Below are 19,307 nucleotides of genomic sequence, written 5' to 3'. Positions count from 1 at the left end.
TTCCCGATTCATGGCCGTCTCGCGTCTGCGTGCGCTCGCCACCACGGTCCCCGCCGACCGGCCGGCGCCACCGCCGGTCACCCTGCCGTCCTGGTTGCTCCTGCCCGGTCTGGTGGCGTTGGCCGGGTCCCTCGCCGCGTACGCGGTCTTCCTGGACCACGACCCGCTGCGCGGGACGGACCTGTCGATGTACGTCGGTGGTGCGCGGTCCTTCCTGGACGGCGAGCCGGTCTACCGGCTCGGGTACACGACGCTGAACCTGCCCTACACCTATCCGCCGATCACGCTGCCGTTCCTGACGCCACTGACGCTGCTCGACGACCGGGCCGCCCTGTACGTGTGGACCGTGGCGGGCCTGCTGGCGATGCTCGCGGCGCTGTGGTTCACCACCCGGATGCTCGGGTACCGGGGCGCGCGGGGCGGGCTCGGCCTCGCCGCCGCGGTCCTCGCCGTGCTCGTGTGGACCGAGCCCTTGCACCGCACCTTCTATCTCGGCCAGATCAACATCTTCGTCCTGCTGCTCGTGGTGGCGGACCTGGCGCGTCCGGACCGGAGCCGGTTCAAGGGTGTCGGCATCGGCGTCGCCACCTCGGTCAAGCTGCTCCCCGGCCTGTTCGTGGTCTACCTGCTGCTGACCCGCCGGATCCGGGCCGCCCTGGTGGCCGGGGCGACGTTCGCCGGTCTCACCGTGCTGGGCGTGATCATCCAGCCGGGCGGCTCGTACGACTACTGGATCGCCGGCCGCGCGTTCGACTCGTCCCGGCCGCTCGCGACCTCCGGCCCGCGGTACGCCGCCAACCAGTCCCTTCAAGGTCTCGTGGCACGGGTGCTCGGCAGCGACGAACTCAACAGCGTGCCGTGGATGCTGGCCGTGGTGCTCGCCGGGGTGGCCGGCCTGGCGCTCGCCGTCGCGCTGCACCGGCAGGGTGAGGAGGCGGCCGCGATGGTGGTGGTCGGGTTCACCACGCTCGCCGTCTCGCCGGTGAGCTGGTCGCACTACTGGCTCTGGATCGGCCCGACGGCGCTGGTCCTGATCGATCTGGCCCGGCGTGCCCGCGGCCCGGCCCGGGTGCCCGCGGCCGCCCTCGCGGTGGCCGCCGTGCTGCCGTTCCTGCTGTGGCCCGGCCGCGACCGCACCGGTGCGACGGTCCCGCGCGGCCTGATCTGGAAGGCGGCCCACCTGGAGGGGGCGGCGAAGACGCTGGCGGTCGACGCGTACCTGCTGACGGTGCTCGCCCTGGGCCTGATCGCCGTGGCGTGGCTGTCGCTGCGCCGTCGTCGCCGCTCCGTCGCCGCGGCGGAGCCCGTCCTGCCGGAGCGCGAACCGGTGTGATCCGGCCCACCGGCCCGGTGCCGGGACCGCATCTCGTCCGGACCGGTCCGGCCCGGGCGCATCCAAACCGTGCCGTCGCGTCGAACCCCGGGTAGTGACCGTCTACCCGGGAGGTGCTTCTGGTGGTGACCGAGGCGATGCCCGGCGACGCCGTCGAGGACGTCCGCAAGCACCTCACCCTCGCCGCGGAGGACCTGGACGGCAACCGGGTCGCCGCGCTCGTCGTCGAGGCCGCGGGTCGGTGGGGCGTGACGGCGGTGTGGGAGCGGGTCTGCGCGCCGATGCTGGCCGCGCTACCGGGGCACAGCGCCGTCGAGGTGGCGGTGGAGCACGCCTTCTCCGAGGGGATCCGGTCCGGCCTGGACGCACTGGTGCGCGAGCCGGGGCGGGCGTCGCCGGGCGGCGGCATCCTGCTCGCCGCGGCGGAACAGGAACTGCACTGTCTCGGCCTGCACGCGCTCGCCGCCGCGCTGCGGGAGGCGAACCTGGGCAGCCTGCTGCTGGGCGCCGCCCTGCCGTGGCCGGCGCTGGCCAGCGCCGTGCGCCGCAGTCGGCCGCACACGGTGGTGGTGTGGTCGCAGACCCCGGTGACCGGCCGGGCGTACCGGATGGCCCGGTTCGCGCGGGAGTTCCCGTCGGTGTGGGTGCACAGCGCCGGGCCGGGCTGGATCATGCCACCGGACGGGCATCTGACGACCCTGTCCGACGCGCTGCGCGCCTGCCGTGCCGCGGCCGGGCGCCCCGCGGCCCTGCCCTAGGCGCGGAAGCCGCGCAGCAGCGTGGCGACGGCGGCCTCCGGGTCGACGTCGTCGCCGGGGGCGGCGAGCCGGTTGCTCAGCAGCCCGTCGACGAGTGCCAGCAGCATCCGGAAGTGGGCCGGCGGGTCGGTCGAGCCGAGCGTGGCGAGCAGCGGCTCCCCCCAGCCGGCCAGCCGTGCCCGGGCGGCCTCGATCGCCGGGCGCAGGTCGGGCCGCACGGCCGCCTCGACGAACAACGCGTACCGGGCGAGCGTGACCACCCGCTGCCGGTCGGTGAACTCCCGGATCAGCCGGCCGACCACTGCGGCGAACGCGGTGACGTCGCCCGGCGGCAGGTCCGCGGCGAGCCGTTGCCAGGCCGCCGTCTCCACCTCGACGAGCCGGTCGAAGACGCCGGTGACCAGTGCCTCCCGGGTGCGGAACCGGTTGGAGGCGGAGCCCTCGGGCAGGCCCGCCTCGGCGTCAACGGCCCGGTGGGTGAGCTGTCGCGGCCCGCCGGTGCCGAGCACCCGGATGGCGGCGTCGAGCAGGAGTCGCCGGCGATCGGTCACCCGGTCAGACTACAGGCGTAGTGCAGCCGACTACATCTGTAGTACGGTGACGGGCATGGGCGGACGCACGGTCGTGGTCGGGGGCGGGATCGGCGGGCTCGCGGCGGGCGTCGGCCTTCGGGCGGCGGGCTGGGACGTGACCGTACTGGAACGGTCGCCCGCACTGCCGGAGACCGGCACCGGGCTCGGCATCTGGCCCGCCGCGATGCGCGCCCTGGACGCCCTCGGCGTCGGCGACGAGGTGCGCCGCCGGGGCAGCCGTCAGGCCGGCGGGTCGATCCGGCGCCCGGACGGCAGCCGGATCGCCACCATCGACGTCGACCGGCTGGAGCGCCGCCACGGCGAGCCGGTGTACCTGGTCACCCGGCCGGTGCTGCTCGCCGTCCTGGCCGGCGCGCTGCCCGGACCGGTGTTGCGCCTGGACGCTCCGGTGGCCGACCCGGGGCCGCTGCGCGAGGCGTACGACCTGGTGGTGGGCGCGGACGGGATCAACAGCGTGGTGCGCGAGGCGATGTACGGCCGGCGGCACCCGCTGCGCTACGCGGGCGCGGTGGCCTGGCGCGGTGTGGTCGACCTGGACCTGGCCGAGGGTGGCGAGACCTGGGGGCGGGGGCGCAAGTTCGGGCTGACCCCGGCCGGGCCGGGCCGCACCAACTGGTACGCCGCGGTGCGGCTGCCCGAGGGGCACCCGGCGCCGCCGGACGACCGCGCCGAGCTGCGCCGACTCTTCGGCGACTGGCATCAGCCGGTGCCGCGCGTGCTCGACGCGCTCACCCCGGACGGCATCCTGCGGCACGAGATCCACGACCTGACGCCGCTGCCGTCGTACGTGTCCGGCCGGACGGCACTGCTCGGCGACGCCGCGCACGCGATGACCCCGGATCTCGGGCAGGGCGCCTGCCAGGCGCTCATCGACGCGGTCGCGCTCGCCGACTGCGTCCGCGAAGCAGGCGACCTGCCCGCCGCGCTGCGGGCGTACGACAGGCGCCGCCGGCGGCCCACGCAGCGGATCGCGGCGGGCGCGCGGTGGGCGGGGCGGTTGTCCGGCGCGCGGCGGCTGCTGCCGGTGCGGGACGTGCTGCTGCGGCTGGCGCTGGCGGCCGGGCCGCCAGCGTGACCTGAGACACATTCGATACGAACCGGTTCCGTATCGAAACCCGCTCACCTACGCTCGGCTCCGTTACGAGTCTGACCCGTATCGTATTCCGACGCGGGGAAACCGGGGGGAGCACGGACGTGGAACCACGCGAGAACACCGGACACCCGAGGAGGTGGGCGATCCTCGGGGTGCTGGTGATCAGCCTCCTCGTGGTCGTCCTCGACAACACCATCCTCAACGTCGCGCTGCGCACGCTGGCCGACCCGGTGCACGGCCTCGGCGCCACCCAGGGCGAGCTGGAGTGGGCGATCAACTCCTACACGCTCGTCTTCGCCGGGCTGCTGTTCACCTTCGGCGTGCTCGGTGACCGGCTCGGCCGCCGCCGCTTCCTGATCCTCGGGCTGGCGCTGTTCGGCCTGTCCTCGCTGCTGTCCGCGTACGCGCAGGACCCGGGCCAGCTGATCGCGGCCCGCGCGCTGATGGGCGTCGGCGGCGCGGCCATCATGCCGGTGACGCTCTCGATCATCTCCAACGTCTTCGACCCGCGCGAGCGCGCCAAGGCGATCGGCGTCTGGGCCGGCGCGGTCGGCCTCGCGGTGGCGATCGGCCCGGTGCTCGGCGGCGCCCTGCTGGAGCACTTCTGGTGGGGCTCGGTCTTCCTGATCAACGTGCCCGTGGTGGTGCTCGGCGTGGTGCTCGTCGCGGCCCTGGTGCCCGAGTCCCGCGACCCCAAGCCCGGCCGGGTGGACCTGCTCGGCGTGCTGCTCTCGGTGGTCGGCCTGGTCGCGCTCACCTACGGCATCATCGACGGCGGCGAGCACGGCTTCGGCCGCCCGCAGGTGTGGGTCGCGGTGCTCGGCGGCCTCGCGGTGCTCGGCTGGTTCGTCGCCCACGAGCTGCGCAGCGACCACCCGTCGCTCGACGTACGGCTGTTCCGGGTGCCCCGGTTCGCCGCGCCGGTGGCCCTGGTCGGGCTGGTCTTCTTCGCCGCCATGGGCGTGATGTTCTTCGGCGCGTTCTATCTCCAGCTCGTCCGCGGCTACAGCCCGCTGGAGAGCGGCCTGCTGTTCCTGCCGTTCGCCGCGGCCCAGCTGATCTTCGCGCCGCGCAGCGCCGCGATGGTCCGCCGCTACGGCGGCCGTGCGGTCGCGGCCGCCGGGCTGCTGCTCACCACTGTGGCGCTCGCCGCGTTCGTCTTCATCGACGCGGACACCCCGATCTGGATCTTCTCGGCGCTGGGCTTCCTCCAGGGCGCCGGGATGGCGAACATCATGCCGCCGGCCACCGAGTCGATCATGTCGTCGCTGCCCCGGGAGAAGGCCGGCGTCGGTTCCGCGGTGAGCAACACCGTGCGGCAGGTGGCCGGCGCGCTCGGCGTGGCGGTCCTCGGCTCGGTGCTCTCCGCCGTCTACCGCGACCAGGTCGGCCCGGCGGTGGCCGCCCTGCCCGCCCCGGTGCGCGACGCGGCCCGGGAGTCGGTGTCCGGGGCGTACGCGGTCGCCGGCCGGCTCGGCCCCGACGGGCCGCGACTGATCGACGTGGCGAACGACTCGTTCGTCTCGGCCATGCACTGGGCGGCGGGCGCCTCCGCGGTGGTGGCCGCGCTCGGCATCGTGATCGTGCTGCGGTGGATGCCGGGCCGGCCGGTCGTCGCCCCCGACGCGGCGCCGGTCACCGACCGGGAGTTGGCCGGTACCGCATAGGTTCGTGGACAATGTCTGACATGACTTCCACGGCGGATGCTCCGCGGTCGCCCGGGCGACCGCGGAGCACCCGCGCGGACGAGGCGATCGTCGACGCCACCCTCGACCTGCTGGCCGAGGGCAGCACCATAGAGTCGCTGTCGATCGAGGCGATCGCGAACCGCGCCGGAGTCGGCAAGGCCACCATCTACCGCCGCTGGGCGGGCAAGGACGCGTTGCTGCTGGACGCGCTGCGCACGCTCAAGGGGCCCGCGCCGCGCACGGACGGGCGCTCCGTCCGCGACGACCTGGTGGTACTCGTCGGCGCGGTGGGCCAGCACGCCGATGCCCGCGTCCGGAAGATCATGCCCTGTCTGGTGCCGGAGGTGAACCGCAGCTCGGCGCACCGGCAGGCGTACGAGGCGATCATCGAGCCCCGGCGGGCGGCGATGCGCGAGGTGCTGCGCCGCGCGGTCGACCGGGGCGAGCTGCGCGCGGACCTCGACATCGAGGTGGCGATGGCGCTGCTCACCGCGCCGATGCTCACCCAGCGGATGCTGCGCTGGCACCCCGAGCGCGACGAGCGGCTGCTGCCCGAGCGGATCGTGGACGCGGTCCTGGACGGCCTGCGCGTGCGCTGATCCCGGGTCGCCGTGCCCGGCCGCTCATCGGCCGGGCGTGCGCAGCCGGTGCAGGCGCAGCGCGAGCTGCACCTCCAGCGCCCGCTCCGGCCGCTGCCAGTCCGCGCCGAGCAGGTGACCGACCCGCTCCAGCCGCTGGGTGACCGTGTTGACGTGCACGTGCAGCTGTTCGGCGGCCCGGGCCAGGCTGCCGCCCACCCCGAAGTACGCCTCCAGCGTCTTCACCAGCGCGGTGCCCCGCCGGGCGTCGTAGTCCAGTACCGGTCCCACGGTGGTGGCGAGGAACCGCGCCACGTCCCGGTCCCCGGCGTCACCGACCGCGCCCAGCAGCAGCCCGACGAAACCCAGCTCGGTGGTGCTCGCCCCCTGCCCGGCCCGGCCCAGCGCACCCAGCGCGGACAGGCAGCGCTCCGCCTCGGCGAACGTGACGGCGAGCGACGCCGGGCCGGTGGAGGGCCCGCTCGCCCCGGCGGTCACCGGACGGCCGGTCACCCGGGACAGGTCCCGGGCCACCGCGCGGGCCGCGCCGCCCGCGTCCCGGCCGGGCAGCATCAGCACCACCCGCCCGTCGCGCGCCGCGGCCAGGCCACCCCGGGTCGAGGCGTACGTGGTGGCCCAGGAGAGCACCCGCTGCCGGGCCGAGCCGGTCTCGGCGAACGCGTCGTCGCCGACCGCCACCAGCACGTGCGGGGCGTCCAGGTCCACAGCGATCCGGCGGGCCCGCGCGCGCAGCGCGTCCGCGTCGCGCAGCGGCCGGGCGATCAGGTCGTCCAGCAGCTCACCGCGGACCCGCCCCTCCGCCTCGGCCACGGTCCGGCGGAACAGCAGCAGCAACGCGGTCACCAGCGCGGCCCGCTCCAGGATGCGCTGGTCGGCGTCGACCAGCTCGTCGTCCGGGCGCAGCACCAGCGCGCCCAGGTTCTCCGCGCCGGCCACCACCGCGGCGTACCAGAGCGGACCCCGGCGCACGCTGCGCCCCTCGGTACGGGACGCGGCCACCGCCTCCACGATGTCCGCCCGGTCCGGCTCCTCGATCTCACCGACCCGGGCCAGCCGCCGGCCCTCGGCGTCCAGCGCCAGCAGCGCGCCGCCGAGCACCTCGGTGACCGCCGCCGCCACGTCCTCCATCCCACCGCCGCGTAGCACCAGCGCGGTCATCCGGTCGTGCGCCGCGGCGGCGCGCTCCACCGAGCTGCTGTGCGCCCGGATGGTGCTGTTCGCCGCGGACAGCTCGGCCAGCGCCGCCCGGGTCTCGGCGAGCAGCCGCGCGGTGTCGATCGCCACCGCCGCGTGCGCCGCCAGCGACACCAGCAGCGACACCTCCTCGCGGGCGAACGGCCGGGCCGAGCGGTTCGCCGCGTACAGCACGCCGATCACGCTGGACCCGAGCCGCAGCGGCACGCCGAGGATGGCCACCAGGCCCTCCTCGCCCACCCCGCCGTCGATCTCCCCGGTGTGCCGGAACCGCTCGTCCTCCTGGTAGTTCGAGGTGACGTACGGGGTGCCGGTCTGCGCGACCAGCCCGCCCAGCCCGTCGCCCAGCTCCAGCCGCAGCCGCTGGAACCGGGCCGAGATCGAGCCGTCGGTGACCCGCATGTACGTGTCGCCGCGCTCGTCGTCGTTGAGCGTCATGTACGCCACGTCGGTGCCGAGCAGGATCCGCGCCCGGTGCACGATCGCGCGCAGCACGTCGTCCAGGTCACGCAGCCCGGCCAGGTCGCTCGCGGTGTCGTACAGGCCGGACAGCTCGGTCTCCCGGCGGCGCCGGCGCGCCAGCAGCGCCCTCACCCGCAGCGCCACCACCTTCGCCTGCTCCAGCTCGGCGAGCCGTTCGGCGGGCAGGCCGGCGGCGCGCGCGGCCACCAGCGGGCCCTCGAACTCGACCGCGGCGGCCTCGCGCGCCAGCAGCTCCAGGAACTCCACCGGCGACGACATGACCGACATTGTGCGCGGGCCCACTAGTTCGCCGTCCAGCCCCCGTCGAGGGCGATCGAGGTGCCGGTGAGGAACGCGGCGGGCGGGGAGCAGAGGTACGCCACCAGTTCGGCCACCTCCTCCGGCTCGATCAGCCGCTTGATCGCCGCCCGGGCCAGCATGATCTTCTCGACCACCTCGTCCTCGCCGATGCCGTGGGTGGCCGCCTGGTCGGCGATCTGGCTCTCCACCAGCGCGGTGCGCACGTACGCCGGGTTGATGCAGTTGGCGGTGACGCCGTGCGCGGCGCCCTCCAGCGCGACCACCTTGGACAGGCCCTCCAGCGCGTGCTTGGCCGAGACGTACGCGGCCTTGAAGGGTGAGGCGCGCAGCCCGTGCACCGAGGAGATGTTCACGATCCGGCCCCAGCCGTTCGCGTACATCCGGGGCAGCGCGCGGCGGATCAGCAGGAACGGCGCCTCCACCATGACCCGCTGGATGTACTCGAAGCGCTCGACCGGGAAGTCCTGCACCGGCGCGACGTGCTGCAGCCCGGCGTTGTTGACCACGATGTCGGCGTCGACGCCGAGCCGGTCCACCGCCGCCGGGTCGGCCAGGTCGATCCCGACCGCCCGGCCGCCGGCCTCGGCGGCCACCGCCTCGGCCGCCGTCACGTCGCGGTCCAGCACCACGACCGTCGCGCCGGCCGCCGCCAGGCGCAGGGCACAGGCCCGTCCGATGCCGCCGCCACCACCTGTGACCAGCGCGGTGCGACCGGTCAGGTCGACGTGTACGACGTGGGGGACCGCCACGGGTTCTGCCGTCATGGCGCATGAACGTACGAGCCGGTTGCCCCCTGGCACATGGGGCGGCGACACATACTCCACCGCCCGCCTGTGTGGTGCGCCGGGTCACCGTCCGCACCCGGCGTGTCCGGCGGTCCCGGCGTCGGCGGGCACCAGTAGGGTGTGTCGAACACACGTACTGCTGGCGGCTCGGGGAGGAGGCGGCGTGCGCGTGCTGGGCGTCGACCCGGGGCTGACCCGGTGCGGGGTCGGCGTGGTCGAGGGCGTGCCGGGCCGTCCCTGCACGCTCGTGGCCTACTACGTGGTCTACACCGACCCGGAGGACGACCTCGCGCTGCGCCTGCTGCACCTGGACCGCTCGCTGACCGACCTGGTCACCGAGCACCGGCCGGACGCGGTCGCGGTGGAGCGCGTGTTCAGCCAGCACAACGTCCGCACCGTGATGGGCACCGCGCAGGCCAGCGGCGTCGCGGTGCTCGCCGGGGCCCGGGCCGGGCTGCCGGTGACGACGTACACGCCGAGCGAGGTCAAGGCCGCGGTGACCGGGTCGGGGCAGGCGGACAAGAAGCAGATGACCACCATGGTCACCCGGCTGCTGCGGCTGCCCGAGCCGCCGAAGCCGGCCGACGCCGCCGACGCGCTGGCGCTGGCCATCTGTCACGTGTGGCGCGGCGGCACCCGGTCCAAGCTGGCCGAGGCCGCGCAACGGGCCCGACGAGGAGGGACGCGATGATCGCGAGCGTACGCGGCACGGTGACCGCCACCGGCCCGGATCACGCGGTGGTGGAGGTGGGTGGCATCGGCCTGGCCGTGCAGTGCGCTCCCGGCACGATCGCCGACCTGCGCGTGGGCCAGCCCGCCCGGCTCGCCACCAGCCTTGTCGTCCGGGAGGACTCGCTCACCCTCTACGGCTTCGCCGACGACGACGCCAAGCAGCTGTTCGAGCTGCTCCAGACCGCCAGCGGGGTCGGTCCCCGGCTGGCCCAGGCGGTACTCGCCGTGCACACGCCGGACGCGGTCCGCAAGGCCATCGCCAACGCCGACACCGCGGCGCTGACCCGGGTGCCCGGCATCGGCAAGAAGGGCGCCGAGCGGCTGGTGCTGGAACTGCGCGACCGGGTCGGCCCGGTGCCGGTGGGCGCCGACGGCGCGGCCGGGGTGACCGCGGGCGCCTGGCCGGAGCAGGTCCGCCAGGCCCTCGTCGGCCTCGGCTGGACGACCGGCCAGGCCGAGCAGGCGGTGGCCGCGGTGGCGGAGACCGTCGACGGCGAGACCCCGCCGGTGCCGGTGCTGCTCAAGCAGGCGATCCGCCTCCTGGGCCGGACCCGATGACCGGAGAGAACCTGGTCTCGGCGTACGTGAACGACGCCGAGCGGGACGCCGAGGCCAGCGTCCGGCCGAAGCGGCTGGCCGAGTTCATCGCCCAGGACCGCGTCCGCGACCAGCTCGACCTGCTGTTGCAGGGCGCGATGCGGCGCGGCTCGCCGCCGGACCACATCCTGCTCTCCGGTCCGCCCGGCCTCGGCAAGACCAGCCTGGCCAACATCGTCGCCGCCGAGCTGGGCACCGGGATCCGGGTGACCAGCGGCCCGGCCATCGAGCGTTCCGGCGACCTGGCCGCGATCCTGACCGGCCTCGCCGAGGGCGACGTGCTGTTCATCGACGAGATCCACCGGATCGCCAAGCCGGCCGAGGAACTGCTCTACAGCGCCATGGAGGACTTCCGCGTCGACGTGGTCGTCGGCAAGGGCCCGGGTGCCACCGCCATCCCGCTCGACGTGGAGCCGTTCACGCTCGTCGGCGCCACCACCCGCTCCGGCCTGCTGACCGGCCCGATGCGCGACCGGTTCGGCTTCGTCGCGCACCTCGACTTCTACGCGCCGGCCGACCTGGAGACGCTGCTGCACCGGTCGGCCCGGATCCTCGGCGTGCCGATCACCGCCGACGGGGCGGCGGAGGTCGCCGGCCGGTCCCGGGGCACCCCGCGCATCGCCAACCGGCTGCTGCGCCGGGTCCGCGACTACGCGGAGGTCCGCGCCGACGGCGTGGTCACGCTGGAGACCGCACGGGCCGCGCTGACCGTCTACGACGTGGACGCGCTCGGCCTGGACCGGCTCGACCGGGCGGTGCTGACCGCGCTCGTCGACTCGTTCCGGGGCGGACCGGTAGGCCTGTCCACGCTCGCCGTGGCGGTGGGCGAGCAGCCGGACACGGTCGAGGAGGTCTGCGAGCCGTTCCTGGTCCGGGCCGGGCTGCTGGCCCGGACGCCCCGCGGCCGGGTGGCGACCGAGGCCGCTTGGCGCCATCTGGGCCGTACGCCCCCGAATGGTACATTTGGTGCGGATGCCCCTCCGGGGCCCGATCTGTTCTCGGTGCAGACCGATCAGCCGTGATCCGTTCGTGATCTGTGCCGCATTCGGTCTTCTCAGGAGCAGGGACTAGACTTCGCCGCGGTTTGTACAGGACGTGAGAATCCGCTTCCGCTGCGGCGCCCTCCGGCGCCGGGGCGGACGCCAACCGGAAGGTCTACACCGTGCTTTACGCAGCAGCGAGTGGCGGGGGAGCCGGCAGTCTGACGCCGATCCTCATGATCGCTCTGCTCTTCGTCGTCATGTACTTCATGATGATCCGTCCGCAGCAGAAGCGCCGCCGCGAGGCCGAGCAGATGCAGGCCGCCCTCTCCCCGGGCGACGAGGTGGTCACCATCGGCGGCCTGCACGGCACGGTCACCGCGGTCGAGGACGAGACGGTCCTGCTCGAGGTCGCCCCGGGCGTGCAGACCCGGTACGCCCGCCCCGCCGTCGCGCGGGTGATCAAGCGCGCCGAGGCGCCGGCGGCCGAGACGATCACCGAGGAAGCCGAGCCGGTCAAGGAGTGACCACCCGTCCCGGACGGGGCAGCGGATTCATCCGTACAAGTGGATAGTTGGGGTCGGCGCGCGGCGTCGGCATCCGGCCGGGCCGTGCGGCGCCCCCGCGCCGCGCTCCAGTCGGCGTGCCGTCCTCCGGTGCCGACCCGCCGGAGCAGTCGGGCGGACACCCCCGGCCCGACAGTTGTCGCCGCCGTGGAAACGGCGCGACCGTACAGGGAGACAGGACAGCCGTGGCACCACCTCAGGGACAGATGCGGCCCGGACGGCAGCTCGCCGTGCTCGGGCTCATCTTCGTCGTCCTCTATCTATTGGTGTTCTTCTCGGGCGGCGCCAGCGGTGGCTGGAAGGACCGGCTGGAGCCACGGCTCGGCCTGGACCTCGTCGGCGGCACCCGGCTGACGCTCGAGGCCACCAACACGGTGGACGGCAAGCCCCCGACCGCCGACAACCTCGAGGAGGCCCGCCAGATCATCGAGAGCCGGGTCAACGCCTACGGCGTGGCCGAGGCCGAGGTGGTCACCGAGGGCAACCGCAACATCGTCATCTCCCTGCCCGGCCAGAACCGCGACCTGACCGACGTCGGTGAGGCCGCCGAGCTGCGCTTCCGCAAGGTGCTCAAGGCCACCGACGGCAGCGGTGCCGCCGCCGCGCCCGCGCCGGTCCCGAGCGCGACCCCGTCCGGTGCCGCCAGCCCGACGCCGTCGGGCAGCGCGTCGCCGAAGGCGAGCACGAGCCCCAAGGTGAGCGGATCGCCGAGCGCCGGTGGGCAGGGCGGCATGGCCCCGGCCTCTCCGTCGGCGACGCCGAGCGCCGCCGCGCCGAGCGCGAGCCCGAGCGCCGCCGCGCCGAGCCCGAGCGCCAGCGCCGAGCCGGTGCCGCAGAGCATCGAGCAGCAGCGCAAGGCCGTCGAGCAGAAGGTCGGCGCGGCCGCCTGGGCCGCCGCCTCGGGCCTGCAGGCCCCGGCGGACCTGACCACCGACCCGTCGCTGGCCGACAAGCTCAAGCCGTTCGGCACGCTCTCCCCGCAGGAGATCGCGGTCCTGCCGGTGGAGATGCAGTTCAACGTCCCGACCATCACCTGCGCCCAGCTCGACGCGCGGCCCGCCGCCTCGATCAAGGACGAGAAGCAGAAGGCGGTCGCCTGCGAGTCCGGCGCGAAATACCTGCTCGACGTGGCGAAGGTGCTCGGCACCGACGTCAAGAACGCCTCCGCCCAGCTCGACCAGACCAGCTCCTGGGTGGTCAGCCTGAACTTCACCGGCAGCGGCCAGGAGAAGTGGACCGCGCTGACCCGCGAGGCGTTCAACAACGAGGGCCAGGCCTGCGACCAGACCGCACTCGGCCAGGACGGCAAGTGCCGGGTCGCCGTGGTGCTGGACAACGAGATCGTCTCGTCCCCGGAGATCCAGGGCGTGCTGACCGGTGACTCGCAGATCACCGGAAGCTTCGACAACAAGGCCGCGAACGCGCTCGCCAGCCAGCTGCGCTACGGCGCGCTGCCGGTGACGTTCGAGCCGCAGGAGCAGCAGAACGTCACCGCGACGCTCGGTGACAGCCACCTCAAGGCTGGTCTGCTGGCCGCCGGCATCGGCATGCTGCTGGTCATCATCTACTCGTTCTTCTACTACCGGCTGCTCGGCTCGGTCATCTTCCTGAGCCTGGTGCTCTCCGCGCTGCTGGTGTTCGGCGCGCTGGTGGTGCTCGGCCGGTCGATCGGCTTCACGCTCACGCTCGCCGGCATCGCCGGCATGATCGTCTCGCTGGGCGTCGCGGCGGACTCGTTCGTCATCTACTTCGAACGATTGAAGGACGAGATCCGGGAGGGCCGCAGTCCACGCAGCGCGGTGCCGCGCGCCTGGATCCGCGCCCGCCGGACGATCATCTCGGCGAACGCCATCACGCTGATGTCGGCGGTGGTGCTCTACATCGTTTCCGTCGGCGCGGTGAAGGGCTTCGCCTTCGCGCTCGGCCTGGCGACAGTGCTCGACCTGGTCGTCGTGTTCCTGTTCCGCCACCCGATCATGACGATGTTCGCCCGGACCCGGGCGTTCCTGTCGCCGCGGGTCAGCGGTCTGGGCCGGGCGCTGCCGGCCCGGTCGGCCGAGCCGGGCACCGCCCGCAACCCGCGTGTGAAGGAGGCCTGAGATGGCTAAGAGCGGTCTGGCCGCCCGGCTCTACCGGGGCGAGGCGGATCTCAACATCGTCGGGCGGCGCAAGCTGTGGTTCGGCGTAGCCGGCGTGCTCGTGCTGATCGCCGTGCTGAGCTTCGCGATCAACGGCTTCAAACTGGGCATCGAGTTCGCGGGCGGCAACTCGTTCCAGGTGCCGGCGAGCGTCGGCACGCTGGACCGCGCCGAGCAGGTCGTCGACGAGGTGCTGGCCGACGAGGCGCCAGGCGTCGAGGTGGTCAGCGCGCAGAAGGTCGGCGGCACCAGCGGCGAGTTCTACGAGATGCGGACCGGCCAGCTCTCCGCGGAGCAGGCCAACGCGGCCAAGACCGCGATGGCGCAGGAGTTCGGCATCCAGGCCGACCAGATCAGCGGCAGCCAGGTCTCCGAGGCGTGGGGCAGCCAGGTCACCTCCCGCGCCTTCCTCGGCCTGCTGATCTTCATCGCGGTGGTGTCGATCTACCTGGTGCTGCGCTTCGAGTGGCGGATGGCGGTCGCGGCGATCGTCTCGCTGCTGACCAACCTGGCCCTGACCGCCGGCATCTACTCGCTCGTCGGCTTCGAGGTCACCCCGTCGACGATCATCGGCTTCCTCACGATCCTGGGCTTCGCGCTCTACGACGTGGTGGTGGTCTTCGACAAGGTGCAGGAGAACACACGCGGCATCACCGCGAACAACAACGTCACCTACGGCGAGGCGTCCAACCTGGCGCTCAACCAGAGCCTCATGCGGTCGCTGAACACCTCGGTGGTGGCGCTGCTGCCGGTCGGCGGTCTGCTCTTCATCGGCGCCGGCCTGCTCGGCGCGGGCACGCTGAAGGACCTCGGCCTGGTGCTGTTCGTCGGTATGGCGGTGGCGTTCCTGACCTCGATCCTGCTGGCCACGCCGCTGCTGGTGCTGCTGAAGAACATGGACCCGCGGATCAGCGCGCACAACAAGCGTGTGCTGTCCCGCCGGGCCGCGATCGCCAAGGGCGAGATCACGCCGAAGGGTCGGCCGGCGACCGCGCCGGCCGCCGACGCGCCGATCGACGCGGAGGCGGCCGCGCTGGCCGGCGCCGCACCCAAGGTGGGCGCCCGGCCCGCGGGCAAGCGCCCCAGCGGCGCCCGTGGCGGCCGTCCCGCCGGGGGCGGCGGCAACCGGCCCGGCGGCAAGCGCCGCTGACCGCGGGGCCGGACGGAATCGGTCCGACGGCGTCCGTCATGCTGTTGTCACGGCATGACGGACGCCGTCGTCGTTTCGAGAGGACATGGGACGAACCGTGACGGAGACCCACACCACAGGGGTACGGGGAGACAGCGGCCCGGAGGTCGCCCAGCTCGTCGCCAACCGGCTGCTGGACGTGCCGGACTTCCCCAAGCCGGGTGTCGTGTTCAAGGACCTGATGCCACTGTTCGCCGACGGTGAGGCGTTCCGGGCGGTGATCGACGGCATCATCGCGTACCACGGGCCGGACTCGTTCGACACCGTCGCCGGCATCGAGGCGCGCGGGTTCGTGCTGGCGGCAGCAGTCGCGTACGCCACCGGCGTGGGCGTGGTGCCGGTGCGCAAGGCCGGCAAGCTGCCCCGCGCCACGCACTCGGCGTCCTACGCCCTCGAATACGGCGAGGCGACGCTGGAGGTGCACCAGGACGCCTTCACCGCCGGCCACCGGGTGCTGGTGCTCGACGACGTGCTCGCCACCGGCGGCACCGCCGAGGCCACGCTCGACCTGGTGGAACGCGCCGGCGGGACGGTGGCCGGGTTCACCGTGCTGCTGGAACTGGGCTTCCTGGAGGGCCGTAAGCGGCTGGCCCAGCGTCCGGTCCATGCCCTGCTGACCGTTTGACCAGGCCGCGCCGGTCGGGCCGGTCGGCGCCGACCGTCCGGGGGAGCGGTGGCGTACCCTGCGTACGGGTAGCATTGCCCTTTGCCCGCCCCGGCCGAGCTGTCCGGAGCGGCGAAGGCGCCGGGGCCCGGCCCCGGTGACCGCGTGGAACAAGACCGGCCTCCGGGCCGGTTGAACCAGACGTCGGCCGGACGGCCGGCGCATCCCGGCGAGCGGTGAGGAGGCCGGTGTCCCACGATGTCGTCCCTCCGGTGGAGGGCACGGTGCACCCGACAGGCGACGCGGACGGCTCGGTGACCGAGCGCAGCGGCAACCCGCCGGCCCGGGCGACCGGCGCCACCGGCGGCGCGTCCGACGCGACGGCCGACGGCGGGGCGGTCGTGGTGCCGTTCCCCACCGAGGGTTCCACCGAATCCACGCCCGGCAGCGGCTTCGCCCTCTCCAACGCGCCCACCGGCCGGCGGGTACGCGCCCGGCTGGCCCGGTTCAACGCGCCCTGGCAGACCTCGCAGGTCAGCGAGGTGCTGGAGCCGCTGATCGCGACGCACCGGGAGAACCACCCAAAGGCCGACGCGCGGCTGCTGCAGCGCGCGTTCGACACGGCCGCGCGGTGGCACTCGGGGCAGTACCGCAAGTCCGGCGACCCCTACATCACGCACCCGCTCGCCGTGGCGACCATCCTGGCGAACCTGGGCATGGACACCACCACGCTGGTCGCGGCGCTGCTGCACGACACCATCGAGGACACCGAATACACGCTCGATGCGATGCGCGCCGACTTCGGCGGTGAGGTCGCGCTGCTCGTCGACGGCGTCACCAAGCTCGACAAGGTCAAGCTCGGCGACGCGGCCAAGGCCGAGACCATCCGCAAGATGGTCGTGGCGATGGCGAAGGACCCCCGGGTCCTGGTGATCAAGCTGGCCGACCGGCTGCACAACATGCGGACCCTGACCTTCCTGCCCCGCCCGAAGCAGGAGCAGAAGGCCAAGGAGACGCTGGAGATCCTGGCCCCGCTGGCGCACCGCCTCGGTATGAACACGATCAAGTGGGAGCTGGAGGATCTGGCCTTCGGCACGCTGTTCCCGAAGCGGTTCGAGGAGATCAACCGGCTGATCGGGGAGCACCAGCCGCAGCGCGAGGCGCTGCTGCGTCAGGTGACGCAGAAGGTGTCCACCGACCTGAAGGCCGCCAAGATCAAGGCGGAGACGACCGGCCGGCCGAAGCACCTCTACTCGATCTACCAGAAGATGATCGTGCGGGGGCGCGACTTCAACGACATCTACGACCTGGTGGGTGTGCGGATCCTGGTCGACACGGTTCGGGACTGCTACGCGGCGCTGGGGGTCATCCACGCCAACTGGCAGCCGGTGCCGGGCCGGTTCAAGGACTACATCGCCATGCCCAAGTTCAACATGTACCAGTCGTTGCACACGACTGTCATCGGGCCCACCGGCAAGCCGGTGGAGATGCAGATCCGCACGTACGCGATGCACCGCACCGCCGAGTTCGGCATCGCCGCGCACTGGAAGTACAAGGAGCACAAGGGCACCCCGGTGGTGGGCCCGCCGGCGCACATCGACGAGATGACGTGGCTGCGGCAGCTGCTGGACTGGCAGCGCGAGGCGGCCGACCCGAGCGAGTTCCTGGACGCGCTGCGGTTCGACCTGTCCAGCCAGGAGGTGTACGTCTTCACCCCCAAGGGCGACGTCATCCCGCTGCCGACCGGGTCGACGCCTGTCGACTTCGCGTACGCGGTGCACACCGAGGTCGGGCACAAGTGCATCGGCGCACGGGTGAACGGCAAGCTGGTGCCGCTGGAATCGACGCTGTCGAACGGCGACGTGATCGAGATCTTCACGTCGAAGTCCGACACGGCCGGGCCGACGCAGGACTGGCTCGGCTTCGTCAAGAGCCCGCGGGCGCGTACGAAGATCCGCCAGTACTTCAACAAGGAGCGGCGCGAGGAGGCGATCGAGGCCGGCAAGGACGCGATCGTCAAGGCGATGCGCAAGCAGGGCATGCCGTTGCAGCGGATGCTCACCTCGGACGCGCTGATGGCGATCGCCCGGGACCTGCACCTCGCCGACGTGGCCTCGCTGTACGCGGCGGTCGGCGACAGCCAGGTCTCCGCGCAGTCGGTCGTACAGAAGCTGATGGCCTCCTACGGCGGCGAGGAGGGCGCGGCGGAGGACATCGCCGAGACCGCCGTCGCCACCCGGCCGCCGCGCAGCCGGCAGAGCAGCGCCGACCCGGGTGTGGTGGTCCGCGGCGTCAGCGACGTCTGGATCAAGCTGGCCCGCTGCTGCACGCCCGTACCGCCGGACTCGGTGTTCGGGTTCGTCACCCGCTCCGGCGGGGTGAGCGTGCACCGGGACGACTGCGCCAACGCCGAGGACCTGCGCGCCCAGCCCGAGCGGGTGGTCGAGGTGAGCTGGAAGCTCACCTCCGCCTCCACGTTCCTGGTGGCCATCCAGGTCGAGGCGCTGGACCGGCACAAGCTGCTCGCTGACGTGACGAGGGTGCTGTCCGAGGAGCGGGTGAACATCCTCTCCGCGACCGTCACCACCACCCGCGACCGGGTGGCGGTCAGCCGGTTCAGCTTCGAGATGGCCGACCCGAAGCACCTCGGGCACCTGCTGGCCGCGGTCCGCAAGGTCGACGGCGTGTTCGACGCGTACCGGGTCACCTCGGGGGCCTGAGCCACCACGCACGCGAAAGCGCCCGTCGGCTGCGATCAGCCGGCGGGCGCTTCGTCGTCGTACGGGTGCGGTCAGCCGCCCTCGACCGGGCTCATCGTCACCTTGGTCATGGTGATCTCCTTCTTCGGGTGACCACCGCCGGCCTGCTTGGCGAACGCGCCGTCGTCACCGGCCGCGGCGACCTGCTTCACCACGTCCATGCCGCCGGTGATGGTGCCCAGCACGGTGTAGTTCGGGTCGAGCGGCGAGTCGCCGTACACGATGAAGAACTGGCTGCCGGTGCTGCCCGGCTGGCCGGAGTTGGCCATCGCGATGACACCCTCCGGGTACGGCGGGCGCTTGTCGGTGGGGAGGTTCTCCTCGGCCAGGTTGTACGACGGGCCGCCGGTGCCGTCGGTGTCCCGCCAGCCCTTGCCGGTGGCGCTCGGGTCGCCGCACTGGAGCACTTTGATGCCCTCGGTGACGAGCCGGTGGCACTTGGTGTTGTCGAAGAAGCCCTTGCTCGCCAGGTGCGTGAAGCTGCCGGCGGTGCAGGGCACCTTGGTGCGGTCGATCTTGGCGGTGATCGGGCCCAGGTTGGTGTCGATGGTCATCGTCTGGGTGCCCTTGCCCGGCTGCTGGGCCGGCGGCAGGCCGACGTCCTTGATCTGCGCCGGACGGCCCTCCTTTGGCACCTCCGTGTACGCGCACTGGACGGCCCCGGCGGCGGCGGTGGTGCCCTGCTCGTCGTCGTCGTCGCCGAGCGCGGCGACGAGCCAGACCGTGCCTGCTACGACGAGCACCAGCACCGCCGCGGCCCCGACGATCGCCTGGGTCTGCCGGCGCTTACGGGCCCGGCCGGCCCGTTCCGCCATCTCCCGCTCGAGCTTGGCCCGCGCCGCCGCGCGCTGGCGGTCTCTGGTGGACGTCACGGTCACTCCTCACCTGCTGCGTATGGGTTCGGCACGCGCGCCGC

The 19,307-nt window shown here is 73.2% G+C and carries 17 protein-coding genes; 13 read left to right on the top strand and 4 right to left on the bottom strand.

Annotation, left to right across the window (positions count from 1 at the left end):
* Nucleotides 1-10: 10 nt before the first annotated feature.
* Both IRY44_RS26405 and IRY44_RS26400 read left to right on the top strand, forming a co-directional pair.
* Nucleotides 11-1,333 carry a glycosyltransferase 87 family protein gene (locus IRY44_RS26405; RefSeq protein ID WP_194802910.1) on the top strand — a complete coding sequence of 441 codons (1,323 nt, stop codon included), beginning with the start codon at nucleotides 11-13 and terminating at the stop codon, nucleotides 1,331-1,333.
* Nucleotides 1,334-1,458: 125 nt separating this feature from the next.
* Complete coding sequence (locus tag IRY44_RS26400; protein ID WP_370585019.1) at nucleotides 1,459-2,091, top strand: transcriptional regulator; 633 nt, start codon at nucleotides 1,459-1,461, stop codon at nucleotides 2,089-2,091.
* On the opposite strand, the gene IRY44_RS26395 is transcribed toward IRY44_RS26400, so the two are convergent.
* Entirely contained in the window at nucleotides 2,088-2,642 is a 555-nt protein-coding gene (locus IRY44_RS26395; protein WP_194802909.1) for a TetR/AcrR family transcriptional regulator, read from the bottom strand. The two genes, IRY44_RS26400 and IRY44_RS26395, sit on opposite strands and share 4 nt — an antisense overlap.
* A 55-nt stretch (nucleotides 2,643-2,697) precedes the next feature.
* Here IRY44_RS26395 and IRY44_RS26390 point away from each other — a divergent pair, with 55 nt between their 5' ends.
* From IRY44_RS26390 to IRY44_RS26380, 3 genes are all read left to right on the top strand, one after another.
* Nucleotides 2,698-3,759, top strand: coding sequence for an FAD-dependent monooxygenase (locus IRY44_RS26390; protein ID WP_194802908.1), 1,062 nt, complete (start codon nucleotides 2,698-2,700; stop codon nucleotides 3,757-3,759).
* 119 nt (nucleotides 3,760-3,878) lie between these two features.
* A complete protein-coding gene (locus tag IRY44_RS26385; RefSeq protein ID WP_194802907.1) occupies nucleotides 3,879-5,444 on the top strand; it encodes an MFS transporter in 1,566 nt (521 codons plus the stop codon).
* An 11-nt stretch (nucleotides 5,445-5,455) separates the two neighbouring features.
* A complete protein-coding gene (locus tag IRY44_RS26380) occupies nucleotides 5,456-6,064 on the top strand; it encodes a TetR/AcrR family transcriptional regulator (protein ID WP_194802906.1) in 609 nt (202 codons plus the stop codon).
* 24 nt (nucleotides 6,065-6,088) lie between these two features.
* On the opposite strand, the gene IRY44_RS26375 is transcribed toward IRY44_RS26380, so the two are convergent.
* Both IRY44_RS26375 and IRY44_RS26370 read right to left on the bottom strand, forming a co-directional pair.
* The gene (locus IRY44_RS26375) at nucleotides 6,089-8,008 is read right to left on the bottom strand and encodes a helix-turn-helix domain-containing protein (protein WP_194802941.1); all 1,920 of its coding nucleotides are present in this window, start codon (nucleotides 8,006-8,008) and stop codon (nucleotides 6,089-6,091) included.
* A gap of 14 nt (nucleotides 8,009-8,022) precedes the next feature.
* Nucleotides 8,023-8,805: a 3-hydroxybutyrate dehydrogenase gene (locus tag IRY44_RS26370; RefSeq protein WP_194802905.1), complete on the bottom strand. Its 783-nt coding sequence runs from the start codon at nucleotides 8,803-8,805 to the stop codon at nucleotides 8,023-8,025.
* A gap of 184 nt (nucleotides 8,806-8,989) precedes the next feature.
* Between IRY44_RS26370 and ruvC the strand changes: the two genes are divergently transcribed.
* The 8 genes from ruvC (at nucleotide 8,990) to IRY44_RS26330 (ending at nucleotide 18,352) form a co-directional block, all read left to right on the top strand.
* The gene (ruvC, locus tag IRY44_RS26365) at nucleotides 8,990-9,517 is read left to right on the top strand and encodes a crossover junction endodeoxyribonuclease RuvC (protein ID WP_194802904.1); all 528 of its coding nucleotides are present in this window, start codon (nucleotides 8,990-8,992) and stop codon (nucleotides 9,515-9,517) included.
* Nucleotides 9,514-10,116, top strand: coding sequence for a Holliday junction branch migration protein RuvA (ruvA, locus tag IRY44_RS26360; protein ID WP_194802903.1), 603 nt, complete (start codon nucleotides 9,514-9,516; stop codon nucleotides 10,114-10,116). The genes ruvC and ruvA overlap by 4 nt, the downstream gene beginning before the upstream one ends.
* Nucleotides 10,113-11,177 (top strand): Holliday junction branch migration DNA helicase RuvB, encoded by a 1,065-nt coding sequence (ruvB, locus tag IRY44_RS26355; RefSeq protein WP_194802902.1) that lies wholly within the window; start codon nucleotides 10,113-10,115, stop codon nucleotides 11,175-11,177. The genes ruvA and ruvB overlap by 4 nt, the downstream gene beginning before the upstream one ends.
* 140 nt (nucleotides 11,178-11,317) lie before the next feature.
* Nucleotides 11,318-11,662, top strand: coding sequence for a preprotein translocase subunit YajC (gene yajC, locus IRY44_RS26350; RefSeq protein ID WP_135239395.1), 345 nt, complete (start codon nucleotides 11,318-11,320; stop codon nucleotides 11,660-11,662).
* A gap of 224 nt (nucleotides 11,663-11,886) precedes the next feature.
* Nucleotides 11,887-13,800 carry a protein translocase subunit SecD gene (gene secD, locus IRY44_RS26345; RefSeq protein WP_194802901.1) on the top strand — a complete coding sequence of 638 codons (1,914 nt, stop codon included), beginning with the start codon at nucleotides 11,887-11,889 and terminating at the stop codon, nucleotides 13,798-13,800.
* A 1-nt stretch (nucleotide 13,801) separates the two neighbouring features.
* Nucleotides 13,802-14,989: a protein translocase subunit SecF gene (gene secF, locus IRY44_RS26340; RefSeq protein ID WP_194802900.1), complete on the top strand. Its 1,188-nt coding sequence runs from the start codon at nucleotides 13,802-13,804 to the stop codon at nucleotides 14,987-14,989.
* Between the two features lie 97 nt (nucleotides 14,990-15,086).
* Nucleotides 15,087-15,653 carry an adenine phosphoribosyltransferase gene (locus IRY44_RS26335; protein ID WP_194802899.1) on the top strand — a complete coding sequence of 189 codons (567 nt, stop codon included), beginning with the start codon at nucleotides 15,087-15,089 and terminating at the stop codon, nucleotides 15,651-15,653.
* A 227-nt stretch (nucleotides 15,654-15,880) separates the two neighbouring features.
* Entirely contained in the window at nucleotides 15,881-18,352 is a 2,472-nt protein-coding gene (locus IRY44_RS26330; protein ID WP_370585018.1) for a bifunctional (p)ppGpp synthetase/guanosine-3',5'-bis(diphosphate) 3'-pyrophosphohydrolase, read from the top strand.
* A 71-nt stretch (nucleotides 18,353-18,423) separates the two neighbouring features.
* On the opposite strand, the gene IRY44_RS26325 is transcribed toward IRY44_RS26330, so the two are convergent.
* Nucleotides 18,424-19,263, bottom strand: a complete 840-nt coding sequence (locus IRY44_RS26325) for a peptidylprolyl isomerase (RefSeq protein ID WP_194802898.1) — start codon at nucleotides 19,261-19,263, stop codon at nucleotides 18,424-18,426.
* Between the last annotated feature and the right edge of the window lie 44 nt (nucleotides 19,264-19,307).

The sequence above is a fragment of the Micromonospora sp. ANENR4 genome (assembly GCF_015354395.1).
Lineage (GTDB): Bacteria > Actinomycetota > Actinomycetes > Mycobacteriales > Micromonosporaceae > Micromonospora > Micromonospora aurantiaca.
The sequence above is the reverse complement of the archived record's forward strand: the minus strand, read 5'-3'. Positions and strand labels throughout refer to the sequence as shown.